The organism is Virgibacillus sp. LDC-1 (assembly GCF_030137545.1).
Taxonomy (GTDB): Bacteria; Bacillota; Bacilli; order Bacillales; family Amphibacillaceae; genus LDC-1.
On record NZ_JARUVL010000017.1, the window covers coordinates 14,724 to 34,280 of the forward strand.

Annotated in this window: 14 protein-coding genes and 1 riboswitch; of the genes, 7 read left to right on the top strand and 7 right to left on the bottom strand. The window is 38.7% G+C overall.

What is annotated here, in order from left to right:
* Nucleotides 1-86: 86 nt before the first annotated feature.
* Nucleotides 87-1,259: a MalY/PatB family protein gene (locus QBK89_RS12835; RefSeq protein WP_284141461.1), complete on the bottom strand. Its 1,173-nt coding sequence runs from the start codon at nucleotides 1,257-1,259 to the stop codon at nucleotides 87-89.
* 260 nt (nucleotides 1,260-1,519) lie between these two features.
* On the opposite strand from QBK89_RS12835, the gene QBK89_RS12840 reads away from it, so the two are divergent.
* Both QBK89_RS12840 and QBK89_RS12845 read left to right on the top strand, forming a co-directional pair.
* The gene (locus tag QBK89_RS12840) at nucleotides 1,520-2,071 is read left to right on the top strand and encodes an RNA polymerase sigma factor (RefSeq protein ID WP_284141462.1); all 552 of its coding nucleotides are present in this window, start codon (nucleotides 1,520-1,522) and stop codon (nucleotides 2,069-2,071) included.
* A complete protein-coding gene (locus QBK89_RS12845) occupies nucleotides 2,064-3,596 on the top strand; it encodes a hypothetical protein (RefSeq protein ID WP_284141463.1) in 1,533 nt (510 codons plus the stop codon). The genes QBK89_RS12840 and QBK89_RS12845 overlap by 8 nt, the downstream gene beginning before the upstream one ends.
* A 95-nt stretch (nucleotides 3,597-3,691) precedes the next feature.
* Here the strand turns inward: QBK89_RS12845 and QBK89_RS12850 are convergent, their stop codons facing one another.
* From QBK89_RS12850 to QBK89_RS12865, 4 genes are all read right to left on the bottom strand, one after another.
* Nucleotides 3,692-5,041, bottom strand: a complete 1,350-nt coding sequence (locus QBK89_RS12850; protein ID WP_284141464.1) for a glucose-6-phosphate isomerase — start codon at nucleotides 5,039-5,041, stop codon at nucleotides 3,692-3,694.
* Nucleotides 5,042-5,207: 166 nt separating this feature from the next.
* Nucleotides 5,208-5,597: a S1 domain-containing post-transcriptional regulator GSP13 gene (yugI, locus tag QBK89_RS12855; RefSeq protein ID WP_284141465.1), complete on the bottom strand. Its 390-nt coding sequence runs from the start codon at nucleotides 5,595-5,597 to the stop codon at nucleotides 5,208-5,210.
* Nucleotides 5,598-5,696: 99 nt separating this feature from the next.
* Complete coding sequence (locus QBK89_RS12860; protein ID WP_284141466.1) at nucleotides 5,697-6,707, bottom strand: potassium channel family protein; 1,011 nt, start codon at nucleotides 6,705-6,707, stop codon at nucleotides 5,697-5,699.
* A 108-nt stretch (nucleotides 6,708-6,815) separates the two neighbouring features.
* The gene (locus QBK89_RS12865; RefSeq protein ID WP_284141467.1) at nucleotides 6,816-7,367 is read right to left on the bottom strand and encodes a thioredoxin family protein; all 552 of its coding nucleotides are present in this window, start codon (nucleotides 7,365-7,367) and stop codon (nucleotides 6,816-6,818) included.
* 197 nt (nucleotides 7,368-7,564) lie between these two features.
* Between QBK89_RS12865 and QBK89_RS12870 the strand changes: the two genes are divergently transcribed.
* From QBK89_RS12870 to QBK89_RS12880, 3 genes are all read left to right on the top strand, one after another.
* The gene (locus QBK89_RS12870) at nucleotides 7,565-8,623 is read left to right on the top strand and encodes a M20/M25/M40 family metallo-hydrolase (protein ID WP_284141468.1); all 1,059 of its coding nucleotides are present in this window, start codon (nucleotides 7,565-7,567) and stop codon (nucleotides 8,621-8,623) included.
* Between the two features lie 603 nt (nucleotides 8,624-9,226).
* Nucleotides 9,227-13,582 (top strand): S8 family serine peptidase, encoded by a 4,356-nt coding sequence (locus QBK89_RS12875; RefSeq protein WP_481937834.1) that lies wholly within the window; start codon nucleotides 9,227-9,229, stop codon nucleotides 13,580-13,582.
* Nucleotides 13,583-13,725: 143 nt separating this feature from the next.
* Nucleotides 13,726-13,873: riboswitch (FMN riboswitch) on the top strand.
* A 167-nt stretch (nucleotides 13,874-14,040) separates the two neighbouring features.
* Nucleotides 14,041-14,634 (top strand): ECF transporter S component, encoded by a 594-nt coding sequence (locus QBK89_RS12880; RefSeq protein ID WP_443089795.1) that lies wholly within the window; start codon nucleotides 14,041-14,043, stop codon nucleotides 14,632-14,634.
* Nucleotides 14,635-14,703: 69 nt separating this feature from the next.
* On the opposite strand, the gene QBK89_RS12885 is transcribed toward QBK89_RS12880, so the two are convergent.
* Entirely contained in the window at nucleotides 14,704-15,093 is a 390-nt protein-coding gene (locus QBK89_RS12885; RefSeq protein ID WP_284141470.1) for a hotdog fold thioesterase, read from the bottom strand.
* A gap of 36 nt (nucleotides 15,094-15,129) precedes the next feature.
* Complete coding sequence (locus QBK89_RS12890; protein ID WP_284141471.1) at nucleotides 15,130-16,068, bottom strand: 1,4-dihydroxy-2-naphthoate polyprenyltransferase; 939 nt, start codon at nucleotides 16,066-16,068, stop codon at nucleotides 15,130-15,132.
* 362 nt (nucleotides 16,069-16,430) lie between these two features.
* On the opposite strand from QBK89_RS12890, the gene QBK89_RS12895 reads away from it, so the two are divergent.
* Nucleotides 16,431-17,825, top strand: coding sequence for an isochorismate synthase (locus QBK89_RS12895; protein WP_284141472.1), 1,395 nt, complete (start codon nucleotides 16,431-16,433; stop codon nucleotides 17,823-17,825).
* A complete protein-coding gene (gene menD / locus QBK89_RS12900) occupies nucleotides 17,822-19,555 on the top strand; it encodes a 2-succinyl-5-enolpyruvyl-6-hydroxy-3-cyclohexene-1-carboxylic-acid synthase (protein WP_284141473.1) in 1,734 nt (577 codons plus the stop codon). Before QBK89_RS12895 ends, menD begins: the two co-directional genes overlap by 4 nt.
* The last annotated feature ends 2 nt before the right edge of the window (nucleotides 19,556-19,557 follow it).

The following is a 19,557-nucleotide window of genomic DNA, read 5'->3' on the forward strand; positions in this document are numbered from 1 at the left end:
ATACCATTACTGATGGTATGAATGATAAAAGAAGACACAATTAAAGAAAGCATTGTCTCTAATCATGTCTCAAAAAAGATGCAAACTTAGCTCTTGCGTTTCTTTACTGCTTCAATTATTCGAATTACTCCTTCTTCAATGGTAGCCCTTGGGCAGGCGATATTCATGCGCATAAATTGTGCGGCTTCTTCTCCATATGCCACACCAGCATTCAATCCTACCTTTGCCTCATTGATCATAAATGCTTTTAGTTCTTCACTAGTAAGTCCGAGGCGACTACAATCAATCCAAAGCAGATATGTGCCTTCAGCAGATATAACCTTTAATTCCTCGGTTTCTTCTTCTAGCCTTTTGGTTACATAATTTTTATGACTCTCGATCACACGAAGTAATTCATTTAGCCATTCCTCACCATGACGATAGGCAGCTTCGATCGCTGTGTTTCCCATCGTATTTAACCCAGAAATGCCTTGCTTTTGAAAGTATGCTTCTAGTTTAGTTTGTTTTTCTTTGTTTTCCGTTACGATGTAAGATGCTTGTAGTCCAGCTAGGTTAAACGTTTTTGATGGTGCCATACATGTGATCGTTGCAGCGGAAATCTCCTTTGACAGTGAAGCAATAGGGGTATGCTGAAAGTTAGAAAAAACAAGATCGGAATGTATTTCATCAGAAATAATCGTTACCTTATGTTTTAAACAAAGCGCTGCCATTTTTTCTAGCTCTTCCTTTGTCCAAACTCTTCCAACAGGATTATGAGGAGAGCAGAGAATAAACGCACGCACATGTTGCAGCTTTTCTTCCATTGCAGCAAAGTCGATGGTATATGTATTATCTTTTTGAATTAAAGGACATTTCACTATTTCTCTACCATGGCTTTCAATCACTTTATAAAAAGGCGTATAAACAGGGGTTTGGATTAAAACGCGGTCACCAGGGTCTGTAAACGCTTGGATCGCCATATGTAAGCTTGTAACTACACCCGGACTAAAGGATAGCCAATCTGATTCGATCTTCCAGTTATGTCGTTTCTGTAACCATTGTACGATTGCAGATTTAATATCATCATCAATGATGGTGTAACCATAAATCCCGTGTTTGGCTCGATTAATGAGCGCTTCATTAACGGCTTCTGGAGCTTTAAAATCCATATCCGCAACCCACATTGGCAATACATCCTTAGCCTGAAAAACTTCATTTAGCGCATCCCACTTAACGGAACGTGTATTTCGACGATTATGAACTTCTAAAAATGAATACATCCTATATACCTCCAAAAAATTTTAACTATTGGTATTATTATAACGTATATTCATTTCTTTTAAATAGAAAGCAACAAAAAAAGCAAAGCGCTTTACGCCTTGCTAACAGGGGGAATACGAGAAAGTCTTACATAGCACATTATTCCCTTCTTTCTATTATTTAAACATTGAAAATAAATTAATTGCTGATGGAACATTTTAATGGAAAGGTTTCGTTACATATACAGGAAATGTACAGGAAGGTTGGAAGGGGGATAAAAGTGGATGAAATCGAATTAATAGCTCGAATAAAAGCTAATGATGAACAAGCGTTTACTAAACTTGTCCATATATACAAGCCAATAATTGAACGATTCGCGTTTCAATTTGGAATTAAAGACGATCAAATTTCTGACATTGTTCAAGAAACATTTTTACGTATTTATAGAAAGATCGACTTATTCCATGAAGGTAAGCTTTCTACATGGATTTATCAAATCACCTTAAATATTACGAGAGATTATTACCGAAAACAAAAACGGCAACGCCGAATTTTGGACAAGGTACAAAGGAAGCATAAAGAGGAACGAACAAACGGGTATTATTTTGAAAAGCATGAACACATGCTCATTCACGAGAGTCTTTCACAATTAGAACTAAACTATCGAATACCTATTATTTTATTTTACTTTCATGATAAGACATATGAAGATATCGCTATTATATTAAATATTCATCTTACAACAGTAAAATCTCGTATTCATCGTGGAAAGAAAAAATTGAAAAACGCTTTTGAGCATTTGAATAGAGATGAGGTGTTGGTCAATGGATAAGAACTTTGATACGCTACTTCGTGAAATGAAAGATAGTTATAAAAATATACCTAGCACAATAGAAACAGAACAAGTTATTGAAACTGTATTTCAACCAAGGAGAAGAAAGAGGAATTGGATCCGTTCGAGCATGCTGGCATTCGGAACCATTTGCTTATTTGTGCTTATCACATGGGCGGTTACCAATCAGCAAATGCATTCAGGTGATACCGAAAAACTACAATTAGAGCAATTTTTTATTGAGAAAAAAAGAGAGTTTCGGGACTCAATTGGCATTGAAAATGTGGATCAGCTTCCGAATGTAGTAGAAGCAAAAAAATGGCTGGAACGATACGATGACACGATATCGTTCGATTCGGAAATCATTAGAGAAAAAGTGAATCAGCTTCTTCAAACTCCACTTATGCAAGTAAATAGACTGAATGAAAAGGATAGCAGTGAAGGATTAATCGATTTGGTGACAGTTATGGAAAATTTGAAAGTTCCGTTACAGACATATTTGTCACAGCTTATTCGCAAGCATGACATAGACGCGAATGAATTGCATAAGATTTTTAAATTACAATATGTGCCTCAAAAGTATGATGGTCCAGCAGACATAAAGGATTTTCTGATTATACTTCGTCACCAAGGCTACCGATTGAACAAAGTAGGATCAGATATATTATCACTTCAAGTCGATTTCGTGTGGATAAAGGATAATGTGAAAATAACGGATAAAAACGAAAAAATAATAGCCTATTATGAATTACTAGGAACAATTATTGATCGTAATCAACCTGGTGTCAATAATGCCTATAATATTCCTTGGAATGAGTTTGATACGATATTATTGGAAATAGAAACGTATTTGGACAAATATGACCAAGAAGATGTTCCTTCAGTTGTCTGGACGTATCTAAATGATTATTTGTTAGGGGGTAGAGAAGTCGGAGAGGAATTGGATCAACAGGTAAGAAACGAGCTTGAAGGTTTTATCCGTATCCACAGCGATTCAATGTTTGCCGGATTTGCAAAAAATGCGCTTCACTATTATGAAACGAATGGGTGGATAAGCAAGGGAGAAATGGTCAGCTTAGCTGAATTAGATGCAATTTCCTACGTAAATCATATGCTTCCGAACGGTACGTTTGATTATGTGCAGGAGAAGATTTCCAAGGAGCAAGAAGAAAAGCTTCAAACATTTTATGAACAATATAAATTAAAGCGAGACAGCGCATTACTTCGTGGTTTAGAGCCGGAAGATGTGCTACACTTATTCCTGTTTGCCCATAAAGCAGAAGATGAAAAGAGCGTATTATCTCTTTATGCAAAAGACAATACGAAACAGGTAGCAAATGAAATCCAAAACCAACAAGTCTATAGTCGCATGGTACACAGTAGTCCATTTTATTTTGTTAATAAAGAAGAAAATCGAACTGTTTTTACTTTTAAAGTGGAGATGAATACACTAGGGCAGATTATCATGGATAAGGATAATCAAGGGATCTGGAAAATTAAGGCAAGTACTATTCTTTCTCAATAATAATAGTGTACCTTATAAACAAACGACACCCTAGCTTAAAAACTAGGGTGTCGTTTGTAGTTTCGCTTCCAACAGATATAATATTTTTACAATCTTTATTTGAGTCTTTGTTCTAGCGCTTCTCTTTCTTCTTCAAATCCAGGCTTTCCTAACAGCGCAAACATATTTCGTTTATATGCCTCTACACCAGGCTGGTCAAATGGATTAACCCCAAGTAAATAGCCGCTAATGGCACACGCTTTTTCAAAAAAGTAGACGAGATAGCCGAATGTATACGCATTAAGTTCGGGAATTTCGATGACTAAGTTTGGAACATTGCCATCTGTATGAGCGAGTAAGGTTCCTTGGAATGCTTTTTCATTAATATCATGAATGTTTTTTCCAGCTAAATAATTTAATCCGTCTGCATCGGCTGCTTCTGCTTCTAACAATAGCTCGGTATTAGAGCGTTGCACGTGAAGTACGGTTTCGAATAAATCTCTTCTGCCCTCCTGAATATATTGACCAAGCGAATGAAGATCTGTTGAGAAATTAGCAGATGTGGGAAAAATTCCTTTTTGGTCTTTTCCTTCACTTTCTCCAAATAGCTGCTTCCACCACTCTGCAAAGTATTGTAGCTTTGGTTCATAATTAACAAGCATTTCAATGGTCTTTCCCTTTTTATAAAACATGTTACGAATGGCAGCATATTGATAGGCTGGATTTGTTTTGATTGAAGGATCAGATAGTTCTTCCATTGCTTGCTTCGCACCGGCCATTATATCATCGATAGAAATGCCGCTAGTAGCGATTGGAAGTAATCCAACTGCTGTTAACACAGAGAAGCGACCGCCTACATCATCTGGAATGACAAAGGTCTCATAGCCTGCTTGATCAGCAGCGGTTTTTAATGCGCCTTTCGCTTTATCTGTCGTTGCATAGATGCGTTCTTTTGCTTTCTCAACGCCATATTTGTCTTCTAAGTACTTTTTAAAAATACGAAAAGCGATAGCTGGCTCTGTTGTTGTGCCACTTTTCGAAATAACATTAATAGAGACGTCCTTGTTCTCTAGTAAATCAAATAAATCATTCATATAATCTGTGCTCATGTGGTGCCCAACAAAAATAATTTGTGGTGCTTTCCTTTTTTCTGAAGGAAGGGCATTGTGAAACGAATGATTAAGCATCTCTAAAGCTGCTCGCGCTCCTAGATAAGAACCCCCAATTCCAATGACAAGTAATATATCTGAGTCTTTTTGAATTTTTTCAGCACACTTCTGTATTCGAATAAATTCTGCTCGGTCATATGATTCAGGAAGCTGAAGCCAACCTAAGAAATCATTACCAGCACCGGTTTTCTGGTGCAGTGATTGATGTGCAGCTTGGATAAAAGGTTGTAAATAGTCCAGTTCCTGATCATTTAAAAAAGGAGCTGCATTGCTGTAGGAAAATTGAATATGTGTCATTATGATCCTCCTTGGAAAAATACTCTCTGTAATTAAATAATTCACATTAACTTTATCGAAGGAGTGTTTGAAAAGCAAGTAGGAGCTAAAGGCATCATCTGTTGCCATAAAAAAAGAGCTTTCTCTGAATCTGCTATTTTTAGCAAGAAAGGAGAAAGCTTTTTTCTTAGTTTTTATATGTTTTTTCGCGGCTTTCGGATTGATCAATCCATTCCTGTAATTTATCCTTTAATGTGTTAAAACCTTCTGTATTATCACTAGTTTGTTGTATTACTGGATTTTTACGTTCGGATTTTGCACGTGTTTTTGGTGCCTCAACAGTAGCTCGAATGGAAAGGGAAATTTTGTTGCTTGCTTCATCTATACTTAAAACTTTTACATTAACAGTATCTCCAATTGATAAGTGTTCATTGATATCCTTAACAAAACCATGTGTTACTTCAGATATATGAACTAAGCCTTGCACCTCATCATCTAGTGCTACAAATGCACCATATGGTTGGATTCCTGCTACTTTTCCTTCAATGATTTGACCGACCTCAAACTTGTTTGTCATGCTGAACAACTCCTATATTCATTTCAATTATTTATGCACATTTAATTATTTTAACATAGTTTTTTCTGGGCGGCAAAAAAGAATTTGAGAAAGATGCTTTCATTTATTTCTTTTCCACGGTTCTAATAGGATGAGGTTGTCCGTTTGCTTTAACAGTAAATCGGCAGGGGGATTTAATTTCATTTCTTTCTCTCTCCTAATCCCAACTACTATTTTATTATCCTTCATTAAAAGTTGTTGAGCATCCAACACCGATTTGTGTACAAGCTGTTTGGGAAGACGAACAATACAAATGTTTTGCGTCAATAAAAGTTGTAGTAGTGTATCAAAAGGTTTTCCAGCGTGGTCGCGAAATAAGGCATGAAATAACAGTGTCCCTAGAAAATCATTGGGGCGAATTATTGTAGTTGTTCCTGCACGTACAGCATTAGAAAATTGTTTCTTTGTTAATATCTCCGCGATTATTGGAATGTGGGCGTTATTTCCCCGAATGGCTACGGTTGTTAAAATGGTATAATTGTCTGCCTGACGTTCACCGGCTGCTACATTAGCAGTAATGATTACTTTACTTGCTTCAGCTACATTCGCTTTCATTAATGTATGGTCTTCAGCGGCATCGCCATGAATAAAATGAACTGGATAAGCTTGGTAGGCGAGATGGTTTAATGTACGGTCGATTAGAACGATGCGGAAATGCGGATCGACATGGAGTGCCATATCGATCATTTGTTTGGTACGCTCGTTCCACCCTATAAAAATAAGGTGATCTTTCCCCTTAAAGGCAAGCTTTCCTTTTGAACGGTTTTGTTCATATTTTACTGTAGAACTTGCAAATTGAGATATATAAAAGGTTAACAGGCCAGCACCGGTTAGCATTAATAAAATACCAATCATGCGACCAGCTGTGCTTAAAGGAGCGTAATCACCATAGCCGACTGTTGCTGCTGTGACAAATGCCCACCAAATTCCATCAAAAAAACTTGGAAATTCATTTGGTTCTACTAGATGAATCGTAATTCCAAATAATACCATAACTATAATCGTTGTTAATAAGAGGCGAATAAGAATTGGTAATTGGTAATAAGCTTGTTTAATCCTTTCAGCGTGCATTTTTCCACCTAATTTCTTTTACACATCAATAAATAGTATGAGCAATTCGTTTGTTATTTTATGCATAAAAAAACTGTCCAACTTTTAAACTGGACAGTCAGCTTAGATTTATAAACAATTATCGAGTCGATCAATGATACTCTGATGAACTGCATCCCAAAAATCTGTGTTTTCCTGATAGGATTTGTTCATGAACATATACATTTCCTTCGCTTTTTGTTCATAATCAGCTGTATCCTTTGGGGGGAGAGAGGAAAGTGATTCATCAACAAAATTTTGTATGCTTTCTGCACGTGGTCCCCATCTAGCAACTTCTCTTCCGGCTTCATCAATGAAAATAAAGATAGGGATAGAACGAGCTGTTCCGTTCGTTAAATAGTTATCCATCAGTTCTAAGTTTTCATCACGAAAAAGAAAGCGCACATCCATCGCTGTTTGTTCTGCAATTCGGAGTAAGATGGGGATATTTAACATTGCATCTCCACACCAATCTTCTGTTAAAACGATGACGCGTAGTTTTCGCTTTTTTAGTTGGTCGTAATTTCTATCGTGTGCTTGAAAGTGATCGTAAATATATAATAGGCTTTCTTTATTTTTTTCCATTGCTTCGATATAGTCATCTGGAAAAAGCCCCTTTTCAAACCATGCTTCTAATTCCACTTTACCCACTCCTTGTATTTAAATTTACGAATTAGTTTAATTATATATTCTTTTTTCATAAATGAAAGTAAATCAATTATGTTAGGGAATAGAGTAGAGTAGATTTGCGCTTTCTATTTTTTTCTTTTTTTTGCTATGATAAGACTATTGAAGAAAATAGAAAAGCGTTTTACATACTTAAAGGAGGGCTTAAATAAATGAATCAATTGAACAAAGATTTTTTATTGGAATTGTTAAAGACACCATCTCCATCAAGCTGTGAGATGGAAATTCAGAAAAAATGGATGCATTATGTAGATGCGTTTGCCGATGAAATTATTACTGATAATGCAGGAAATGCGATAGGGGTATTAAATCCGCAAGCTTCTTTTAAGGTCCTTTTGGCTGGTCATTGCGATGAAATCGGACTTGTCGTAAATCGAATTGATGAAAACGGATTTTTGCATTTTGATAAAATCGGTGGTATCAATCCGAAGGCAGCGGTTGGAATGAAGGTTACCGTATTAGGATATAATGCGCACGTAACCGGAGTTATTGGCGTGAATGCACAGCATCATGGTGGCTTAAAGAATGATTTTGACTTAGAAGATTTATTTATCGATTGTGGTTATTCTTCCAAAGAAGAAGCGGAAGAATATGTGCAAATTGGTGATCTAGCAGTTTATAAAACGGACCCTGAAATATTACAAGATCGTTATGTCGCAGGACGAGGACTGGATAATCGAACAGGGGCTTTTATTGTGGCAGAAGTATTACGTCGATTAAAAGAGAAGGGCTGCCGTGTTGGAGTTTATGCTGCTAGTACGGTGAATGAGGAAACGAATATGGGCGGTGCGTATTTTGCGGCAGCTGGAATTGAACCAACCATGGCAATTGCCTGTGATGTTACTTTTGCAACAGACTACCCGGGTGTCAATAAAAACAAGCATGGAGATGTGAAGTTAGAAAAAGGACCAGTGTTAGCGAAGGGTGCGCCGATTAATGTTAAAATTAATCGTTTACTTGAAAAAGCGGCACAAAAATTACAATTAAATGTGCAATACGAGCTTACACCTCGAATGACTGGGACAGATGCTGATAAAATGCGATTAACCGGAAGGGGCGTTCCTGTCTCACTTGTTTCATTACCGTTACGATATATGCATTCTCCAGTCGAAACAGCTAGCTTTAAGGATATAGAAGAAGAAATAGAATTACTTGTTACGATGATTGCTGACCTTACTGGGAAAGAAAGCTTAAACCCGTTAGAAGACTAACTTTAATTTGAGAGAAAAAGCGTTAAAACCTATTTGGTTTAGCGCTTTTTCTTTATTTTAATGGAATCTTCTTTTTGATTTTGTTTTTTTTGTAAAAATATCTCTCTAGTAAATGAAACCATGGTAGGAGAAAAGTACCGTGTTGTTACAAGCGGTTTTCATGAAAACTAGATTATCATACCTAATTATCCTTGTAGAACCATCCCATGATGAATTGTTCAGATGGCTAAATACGTGTTATTTCATGGTTGAGTGGGAAAATGGATTCATTTTTCTTTCTTTTACAAGAAAGTTTCCTGCTAGTTTCATAACCATAGTTATACTAGAATCTTTTCATAGAAGGGTTGAAACCATATTCATGTGAATGCAAAAACAGGGATTACTAGACTATATTCCTAAGTAAACAAACGATTAAAATGGTACTTTTAAATCAATTAAGAATATTCTGATTTTTATTGACATGTTTCGACACCTTTTTTAATTTTTATCGATTATAGTTGCATTAACAGCAAGAGCCAACAAAATGCCGCATCTACACCTAGACCTTGCATAAACAAGATGAGGGAAAGGAGGATAGGGGGCATTTTTTCATGGTTTTAAAAAATGAGGGGAGGAATTTGCGTGCGATTAAAGAAGAAACGTCAGAGAAGAGCCTTTAGTATTGCAGCATCGGTTTTAATGACATTTTCATTATTAACACCGACAGTCAGTGCACAATCCGTCGATAAAGGTGCTGCAACAAATGGAAAAATCCATCAGTCTTTGTTTTCTAAAAATAAGGCGGAAGAAAAAGTAAGTAAACGGTTGATGGATGTTTTTAAAGAAAAAAATGAAGCTACTTTTCTAGTAAAATTTAAGGAAAAGGCGGATGTTGAAAAGGTTGCAAAGGCAGCGCGAAATAGTTCTGCTAAAGCAAATTTATCCGCAGAAAAAACAAAGCATATCCAACGCTCAGCTGTTGTATCTGAGTTAAAAGCTACTTCGCTTGAATCACAGCAAAATGTAAAAGCTTTTTTAGAAGAAGCGAAGAAGAAAGGAACAGTGAAGGATTATCATTCCTATCATATTGTAAATGGAATGGCGGTTACAGCATCTAAAGAAATAGCTGAGAAAATCGCTTCCTTTGCAGAGGTAGAAAAAATATTACCGAACGAAAAGCGTCAGTTACATGAAACAATTGTAAAAGACGAAAAAGCACCAGCATCCGAGCTTGCTAATGTAGAGTGGAATGTTGAAAGAGTTGGTGCTCCACAGGCTTGGGAAATGGGTATTGATGGAAGTGGAACCGTTGTAGCAAGTCTCGATAGTGGTGTTCAATGGGACCATCCAGCTTTAAAAGAAAAGTATCGTGGCTATGATGCTGCAACAGGAAATGTAGAGCATCCATTTAGCTTTTACAATGCGACAAATCCAAGCTCTGAAGTGCCACTTGATGACCACGGGCATGGTACACATGTTACTGGAACAATGGTAGGAAGTGAACCGGATGGTTCAAACCAAATTGGCGTTGCTCCAGGTGCGAAATGGATAGCAGTAAAAGTGTTTGATAGCGCTGGAAGCACCTCTGATGCGATTTTACTAGATGGAGCAGAGTGGATTCTAGCACCAGGTGGACGTGTAGATTTAGCTCCAGATGTTGTGAACAATTCATGGGGTGGAGGTCCAGGTCTTGATGAATGGTATCGTGATGCAGTACGTGCATGGCGTGCAGCTGAGATTTTCCCAGAGTTTTCAGCAGGGAACACGACAATATTTAATCCAGGTGGTCCTGGCTCGGTTGCCGTACCAGCGAATTATCCGGAATCATTTGCAACGGGTGCTACCGATATTAATGATATGATTGCTGGATTTTCTTTACGTGGTCCATCTCCATACGATGAGGTCAAGCCAGACATTTCAGCACCAGGTGTGAATATCCGTTCTTCTGTTCCTGGCGGTGGCTATGAAGGTGGCTGGAATGGCACATCGATGTCCGGTCCAGCAGTAACAGCTGCAGCAGCTTTATTAAGACAAGTGAATGCATCAATTTCGGTTGATGAGATGGAACAAATTTTGATGAATACTGCTACACCAAGGACAGATGAGGAATATACAGAGTCACCAAACAATGGGTATGGCTACGGGATTTTAGATGCTTATAATGCTGTATCCTCCATCATGGACGGACTTGGAACAATTGAAGGAACAGTTACAAAAGAAGGAGTAGATAACGAAGCTCCAACATATTCACACACTGCTCCTGCAGAATCATTTTCTGGCATGGATCTTCCTTTAACAGTTCAAGTTTCTGACAATATTAGTGTTGCTTCAGTTGAGCTATCGTATCAAGCACAGGACGGAAGCTGGAAGACGATTGCAGCAACAAGAAAGAGTGGCGATTATAAGTCTGGTGATTATAGTGCAACGATTCCTGGAAATGAAATTGCTGAAGGTTCATTATCCTATAAATGGGTCATTAATGATTTCGGTAATAACGAAGTGACAAGTGAAACGTATGTCGTTTCTGTTCTAGCAGGAATTTCTACAGGCTATTTTACGGACTTTGAAGCAGAACCGATTGGTTGGTCATCATTTGGTGAAAACAATAGCTGGGAATGGGGGATTCCAACCTCTGGACCTGGTAATGCAGCATCAGGAGAAAAAGTATTTGCTACAAATCTTGCTGGTAACTATGACAGCAATATGAATGCAACGCTTGTTATGCCACCAATTGATTTGCCGGCTGGCAATGCATATCTACAATTCAAGCATTGGCACAATCTAGAAATGTATTCGTCTGGAAGTGCATACGATTTTGGACACGTATTTATTTCTACGGATCAAGTAGAATGGACGCAATTACTGCGTGTTCAAGGAGAAACTACGAGCTGGCTAAATGAAGAAGTAGATTTATCCGCTTATGCTGGTCAACGGGTATATATTGGCTTTAACGCTACTTCAGATACTAGTGTAACAAGAGATGGCTGGTATATTGATGATGTTGGTCTTTCAGATACTTCTATCAATCAAAAGGCTACATTACCAGGTAATAAAATGCTCGGATTTTCGAATGCAAGTAATGTAAAGACGATTGATAAGGCAGTAGATAAGCCAGCTGTTAATGCTGATAAGATTCAGCCAAAGCATGAAAAAGAAGCTCCTGCTTTAGCAAAGGATCCAATTAGTCCATCATTGCTTCCAATTGGGGCAACGGTGAATGTGCTTGAAAGCGGTCGCTCTGTCAAAACAAATCCAGCAGATGGATCCTATTCACTGATTCATTCAGCCGGTAGCTATACGGTACAGGCAGAAGCATATGGTTTCTTTTCCGATCAGCAGACTGTGAATGTTGAACGTGACGGTACGGCTACAGCTAACTTCACGTTAGAAGAAAAGCCGCAGGCAACAGCTAGCGGAAAAATTACAGACGCAGCTACAGGTGAACCAATTGAAGGTGCAACTATATTATTAAAAGAGGATGCAAACGTAGCCCCTGTAGAAACAGACGCTGATGGAAACTATTCGATTACTGCATATGAGGGTACGTATACGCTAAAAGTGTTGGCTCGAGGATATCATGGCCAAGAGGTAGAAGTTGTTTTAGATCAAAATGTTGATTTGGATCTTTCCTTAGAGCCTTTCTATACCGTTCCAGGTGGAGAAATAGGGTATGATGATGGAACAGCGGAAAATGCTCGTGCCTATTATGATGCAGGGAATGCATGGGGAGTGAAAATGTCGCTTCCTGAAGGAAAAGATACTGCTGTCGTAACAGACGGTGTATTTCGTTTCTGGGATACAGAATGGCCAGTTCCAGGTGGAACAGAGTTTGCAGTTGAGGTCTGGGATGCTACTGGAGCAGATGGAACACCTGGAAACAAATTAGCTGGTCCAATCGATGCGGAAGCATTGCGAAATGGTGAATGGACAGTAGTTGATCTGACTGAACATAATATCATCGTAGATGGAGATTTCTATATGGTATATGTTCAGACGAAAGCAAATCCGAATGTTCCTGGATTAGCAACAGATGAGAATGGACCGAATGCTGGCAGAAGCTATCAAAGAGTTGGTGGTGCATGGTCTGCTTCCCCTGCTGATGAAGGAAATTATATGGTTCGAGCGCGTGTTAGCTATGAAGTCGAAACACCAGTTATCACGTCTCCAGCAGCAGACTTGGTAACAAATGAACCGGCACTTACTGTCGAAGGTACGGCATCACATGGCACAACAATTCAATTGTTGAACAATGGTGCTGAAGCAGGAACAGTGGAAGTGAGCAATGATGGAACATTCAGTATTCCTACTGAACTTTCGGAAGGGAATAATGAATTAAAAGCTGTTTCATTATTAGATGGAACTCCTACTGGTGAATCACAGCCAGTGTCTGTAACGTTGGATACGCAGAAGCCTGACCTAACCATTGATAATCCAAAAGATGGAGAAAAATCAAATCGTGAAACGGTAACGGTTGAAGGAACTGTTTCTGATGCAAATCTCGATTGGGTAAAAGTAAATGGACAAAAGGCGACCGTAACTGATGGAAAGTATTCGAAGCGTATCTTGCTTGATAACGGTCAAAATGAAATTAAAGTAGTGGCACAGGATCTTGCTGGTAATAAGAAGGTAAAAAAGGTGACAATGGATGTTAAATTCAATGCACCAGTCATCGAAAACCTAACACCAGTGGAGGACGTTCATCTAAATACGGGGGAGAGTGTAAAGATCGAATTTGACAGTGAGCCTGGACTAAGAGCGACATATGTAATCCATATGCCACTTACAAACCTAGGGGCAAAGCTTTCAAATGCGACAGAGCTTCCGATGATGGAAACGTCTCCTGGGCATTACGTCGGCTACTATACGGTTACTGCAGATGCATATGCAGACGGAGCACGAATTGAAGTAAAGGTACGGGATAGCTATAAAAATGAAACCCGTAAGGTTGCAGACGGAAAACTATTTATTAATCTAGACTAAATCGTATATTAGTGACGATGGTGCAGCATTCCAATGGGATGCTGCACCATTTTAAGTATGAAAAAGTGAGAAATAATTTTTAAGCAAAAAGGTTTTCAAGGAATAGATATATATGTATAATGAAGGTGACAATAAAATATCGATTCCATCTTCGGGGCAGGGTGCAATTCCCGACCGACGGTAAGAAGCACTTGATGTTTCAAGTCCGTGACCCGCAGGAGTATGCTCCACGCGGTTGATCTGGTGTAAGTCCAGAACCGACAGTTATAGTCTGGATGGGAGAAGATGTCGAGCTGAAAAATGGTGTGTTTTTTGCGCCATGTTTTTCCTGTGGAATGATTACCCTAAGGCCCCGATTAGGCTTTAGGGTTTTTTGTATGCATCAAATGACAAGCAGGAAGATAGGCTCATCCTTCATCACCAGATGTGAATCGATAAAGAGATGAAGGAGGAGAACGATGATGCAAACTACGATGCAATCATCTAAATTGGTAAGACTTATTATTTTGGCATTGCTGGGAGCGATATCGCTTCTATTGTTTTTTCTCAATTTCCCATTGCCGTTTTTGCCACCTTATTTAAAGATTGATTTTAGTGAGGTACCGGCATTATTGGCAGCACTTATTTTTTCGCCGTTAGCAGGGATAGCGGTTGAAGCAATAAAAAACGTGTTATATTTGACAATTGGTGGTGGAGAGCCTGTAGGAGTGGCCGCGAACTTCTTAGCGGGGATCATGTTTATTCTGCCTGTGTCACTTGTATATCATAAATACAAAGGTGTTAAAAGCATTGTATCTGGGTTGATTACAGGAACCATTGTTATGGCAGTCGGAATGAGTGTGTTGAACTATTTGGTTGTCCTTCCTGTATATGCGTGGTTTATGGGGATGGAAGAAATGAAGATTGAAAGTGTAAAACGACTTGCTGTTTTATATGGAATTCTACCATTTAATTTAATTAAAGGAATTATTGTTGGTATGCTATTTGTTCCACTGTTTATTAAAATGCGCAGATGGATTGAGGAAAAGCAAGCCATCTTTAGTAAAATATAATAAAAAAACCTCGGTGCATCCTGTCAATGTAGACGGACGATAAATGCCGAGGTTTTTATTTTAAGATAATTATTGGCGTTTTTTGGGAACTATGCCAATCGTACAACGGGAAATACAAATAAGCTGATTATATTCATCTGTAATTTTAACATCCCACACCATCGTTGTTTTCCCTACATGTAAAGGAATTGCTTTGGCGGTTACAATCCCGTCCCTTTTACTTTTGATATGGTTCGCATTGATTTCAATCCCAAAAACATTCGTTGTCTGTAGGTCCACATGCAATATCGCACCTAAGCTAGCAGCGGTTTCTGCCAGAGCGGCACTTGCGCCTCCATGCAAATAGCCTAGTGGTTGATGGGTTCTGTGGTCGACTGGCATCGACATGACCACAAGATTTTTATCCATGGAAACAACTTCAATTCCTAATGCTTCAAGCATTGTATTATGAATGTCCATTCCCTATCCCCCTTTATTCATAGAAACAAGACTTAGTTAGCTAATAAAGTGACTAATTAAGATCGATATACCTAAAAGTAAGCCATATAATGTATTCGTTTTTCCAGTAGCAACCATGGCTGGCATCATTTCTAATGGTGCTGTTTTTCCACGAAATCCCTTTAACACGTCACTTGCTTTTTTTATCGTTAGTAATGTAATAAGTGACCAAATTGGAAGAATATCCGTCACAATATACATAATTGTAAGTCCGTATGCGATGAGAAAAAGAACCCCTAGAAAACGAACAGCATTTTTTCTGCCGAGTAAAATAGCAAGTGTTTTACGACCGTTTTCTTTATCGTTATCTAAATCTCGAATATTGTTTGCAAGAAGGAGAGATCCAATAAAAATTGCAGTTGGAATCGATATCGAAATAATATCTTGTGTTATTGTTCCTGTTTGAATAAAATAGCTAATTCCAATGATGACTGTACCCATTAAAAAACCAGAAAATAGTTCGCCAAATGGTGTGTATGCAATTGGGAGTGGTCCTCCGGTGTATAAATAGCCTATGAGCATTCCGGCTAACCCAATAACGGCAATCCACCAGCTTGATTGCATGCAAATATAAACACCTAATAAAATCGCTATTGCAAAAAAACCAAGCCCTAAGTTACGAACAGTTTTTGGTGCAATTCCATCGCGGACAATTGTTCCACCGATTCCTACTGATTGTTCATTGTCAAGGCCACGAACATAATCATAATACTCATTAAACATATTTGTAGCCGATTGGATGAGCATAGATGCTACAAGCATTGCTAAAAAAGCACCTAAATGGATAGGCCCATCTAATAAGGCTACCATAGTTCCTACGAAAACAGGAATAAAGGATGCTGTTAATGTATGAGGTCTTAACAATCGCCACCATACTTGAAATCCTTCCTTTTCATTTAATGCTTTTTTTATATCTGTATCATTACTCGAATTCATTGATGTATCCCCCTGATTTTATCCTTATAACATTCTAAATATCATACTAAGTTTATGGAAATTCGGACAACGTGTCAATTACACATCATTTCGGGAATGCTAAAATAATTCCCTTTTGAACGAGAACTATATGAAAAATGTCCCATTCCTTGAGAAACAAAGCAAAAGGGAATAAAATAGATATGGTACTTTTTAAAAGTTGAAGGAACATACAAACTAGCTCGTTTAAGAAATTGCATTGACATGCGTTTTCGATGCAATATGATCCTCACTTCTAGCCCATGTGGCGACGACAAGGAGGATAAGTTGGCGGATGAAATAGCCCCGCTGATTGAAGTTTCATTTTATGGAGGAAAATGTAGATGATCGAAATAAAAGCAAATCATATGGAAGCTTTGCTTCAGGAGGCAATCCAATCGTTGGAGTCGGATGAAGACGCACGTTTGGTTAGCATCACAAAAAAAATAGAACGGACAAATCCAACCCAGTTTTTTGAAGCTGCAACGTTAATGGAAAAAGATCGTGCTTTCTGGGCGAGTACTGCAGAAGATTTTTATCTTGTTGGAATAGGGAATGCAGCAGAAATTGTCGCGGAATCCGCGCGTTTTAAACAAACAGAGCAAATGTGGCAGCAGCTATTGAATGAAGCGATAATTCACAATCCATATATGAACGTACCTGGAACAGGTGCAGTTGCATTAGGCGGAATGGCTTTTGATCCAGACAAACCCAAAACAGATTTATGGAACAGCTTTCAGGCGAGTCAATTCCGGATTCCAGCAATTCTGTTAACGAAGGATAAGCAGGCTGATTATTTAACTTTTAATATATGTGTGCATAAAAACGATCATCCGGTACAGCTTGCCAAAGAACTCGAACGACAAGAGAGGAAATTATTTACAAATAACGAAGCTAACAAGGAAGCACCGCTTATCGCTTCTAAAGAAGAGATAGAGCCAGAACAATGGAAAAACTTAGTCCTTGATGCGACAAAGGCAATTAAAGCAGGAAAGGCCAAAAAAATCGTTTTAGCACGGGAACTAAAATTGACCTTTACTGCCGACGTTTCCATTCATATTATTTTAGAACGACTGCTTCGCACGCAAAATAATAGTTACGTTTTTGCTTTTGAGCATGGCGAAGATTGTTTTGTAGGGGCTACTCCTGAAAGGCTTGTAAGGTTGGAAAAAGAAAAACTTCTTTCCACCTGTTTAGCAGGAACTGCACCTCGAGGTTCAACAAGTACGGAGGATGAGAAAATTGCATATGAACTTTTACATGATTCTAAAAATAGGGAAGAGCATGATTTCGTCGTGCAAATGATCCGAGGTGCAATGGAGGCTTACTGCACGGATATTGATATTCCTACTGCGCCTGTTGTCTACCCGTTAAAAAATTTACAGCACTTATACACACCTGTTACAGCGCGGTTGAAAGAACAATTTAGTATTTTTAATGTGTTAGAACATTTACATCCAACACCAGCACTTGGCGGTTCTCCGAATAAAGAATCAATGGAATTTATTCGCGAGAACGAGTTGTTAGATCGTGGTTGGTATGGTGCGCCAGTGGGGTGGTTAGATAGTAACCAGCATGGTGAATTTGCTGTTGCGATTCGTTCTGGATTAATCCGTAGAGATAAAGCTTCTTTATTTGCAGGATGTGGTGTCGTAAAAGATTCTGACCCACAAGCAGAGTATGAGGAAACAAACGTGAAATTCCTGCCAATGCTGTCTGTGCTAGGGGGCCAATTATGAACCATACAGAAACACTTACACGATATACAGCAAGCTTTGTAGATGAGCTATCGAAAAGTGGTGTACAGCATGCGGTTATTTCACCGGGATCCAGATCAACGCCATTAGCAATGACGTTAGCAGAACATCCAAAAATAACAGAGTGGGTTATCATTGATGAGCGTTCTGCTGCCTTTTTTGCCTTAGGCCTAGCAAAACAAACGAAACGTCCTGTTGTAATTGTTTGTACATCAGGCACTGCAGCAGCCAATTACTTCCCGGCAATCGTAGAAGCATTTTATAGTAGGGTTCCTTTAGTTGTGCTTACTGCAGATCGTCCACACGAGCTTCGTGACGTTGGTGCTCCACAAGCCATCGAGCAAATTAAGCTTTATGGTGATTATGTGAAGTGGTTCCATGAAATGGCTTTACCTGAGGGAACACCAGAAATGTTGCGATACGCTAGAAGTAAGGCTTCACGCGCGGTTTATGTTGCCAGCGATGAAAATAGTGGGCCAGTACATTTGAATTTTCCATTTCGAGAGCCACTTGTACCAGATTTTACGTTGGATAACTTATGGGGAGCAGAAAGAGAAGCATGTTTTTCTTCTCACTCGACTGGACCTAAAATGCTTACAAATGTTCAGATTGGAGAATTAAAGGAACAGCTTCAGTACAAGAAGCGTGGCGTCATTGTTTGTGGACCATATGATGATCCGGCACTGGCGGATGTATTGGCAGAGCTTTCGTTAACATGGAATATCCCTGTGCTTGTTGATCCTTTATCGCAAATGCGGACAGGAAGCCACGACAAGAACAATTTTATTGAAGGTTATGATGCTTTTCTACGTAATGAGAAAATCAGAGCAATGGTCCAAGCAGATTTTATTATCCGGATTGGGGCAATGCCCATTTCAAAAGCATTTTTATTTTATATGAAGGAACATGTACAGGCTCCTCAGTATATTATTGAACGGCATTCTGGCTATCGTGAGCCTGTAGGAAATCCAGCACATTATATATATGCAGATCCAATTGCAGTTTGCAAGGCGATGCTTCAAATGTCAATCGAAATGGAAGCGGATTGGCTGCCAACGTGGAAAAAAATGAACGCCATCGCCAATAAGCATATATCTGTTTCTACAGAGGAAAAACTCACAGAAGGCGATGCAGTTCGCGTTACGATTGATGCACTCGATGAAAATGATACGCTTTATGTTGGAAACAGTATGGCAATCCGCGATGTGGATACATTCTTACGAGCAACCGATAAAAAGTTAACTGTTTTAGCAAACCGAGGCGCGAACGGGATTGATGGCATGGTGTCCAGTGCAGTAGGAGCTGCTGCAACTGGCACGCAGGTAACGTTATTGTTAGGTGATTTGTCATTTTATCATGATCTAAACGGGCTACTTGCTGCAAAGCAATATGACTTGAACTTAACAATCGTCTTGATTAATAATAATGGTGGAGGGATATTTTCCTTTTTGCCACAAGCAAAGGATAAAAAGCACTTTGATTTATTATTTGGAACACCTTTAGGAATTGATTTTACCCATGCTGTTCATTTGTATGGTGGAACACATCAGACGGTCGAAAAAGAAGATGAATTGTCTTCTGCGCTTTACCGAGCACAAAAGACAGAAGGATTTTCTGTTGTCGAGGTGAAAACCGAACGAGCACAAAATATGAAGTGGCATCGTCAAATGTGGTCAAAAATTGAGGAAGAAATTCTTGCCGTTTTAGGGTGATA

Coding starts and splice junctions, on each gene's coding strand:
- QBK89_RS12835 (WP_284141461.1), bottom strand. CDS start 1,259: ATGTATTCATTTTTAGAAGTTCATAATCGTCGAAATACACGTTCCGTT.
- QBK89_RS12845 (WP_284141463.1), top strand. CDS start 2,064: ATGGATAAGAACTTTGATACGCTACTTCGTGAAATGAAAGATAGTTAT.
- QBK89_RS12850 (WP_284141464.1), bottom strand. CDS start 5,041: ATGACACATATTCAATTTTCCTACAGCAATGCAGCTCCTTTTTTAAAT.
- yugI (WP_284141465.1), bottom strand. CDS start 5,597: ATGACAAACAAGTTTGAGGTCGGTCAAATCATTGAAGGAAAAGTAGCA.
- QBK89_RS12860 (WP_284141466.1), bottom strand. CDS start 6,707: ATGCACGCTGAAAGGATTAAACAAGCTTATTACCAATTACCAATTCTT.
- QBK89_RS12870 (WP_284141468.1), top strand. CDS start 7,565: ATGAATCAATTGAACAAAGATTTTTTATTGGAATTGTTAAAGACACCA.
- QBK89_RS12875 (WP_481937834.1), top strand. CDS start 9,227: ATGAGGGGAGGAATTTGCGTGCGATTAAAGAAGAAACGTCAGAGAAGA.
- QBK89_RS12880 (WP_443089795.1), top strand. CDS start 14,041: ATGATGCAAACTACGATGCAATCATCTAAATTGGTAAGACTTATTATT.
- QBK89_RS12885 (WP_284141470.1), bottom strand. CDS start 15,093: ATGGACATTCATAATACAATGCTTGAAGCATTAGGAATTGAAGTTGTT.
- QBK89_RS12890 (WP_284141471.1), bottom strand. CDS start 16,068: ATGAATTCGAGTAATGATACAGATATAAAAAAAGCATTAAATGAAAAG.
- QBK89_RS12895 (WP_284141472.1), top strand. CDS start 16,431: ATGATCGAAATAAAAGCAAATCATATGGAAGCTTTGCTTCAGGAGGCA.
- menD (WP_284141473.1), top strand. CDS start 17,822: ATGAACCATACAGAAACACTTACACGATATACAGCAAGCTTTGTAGAT.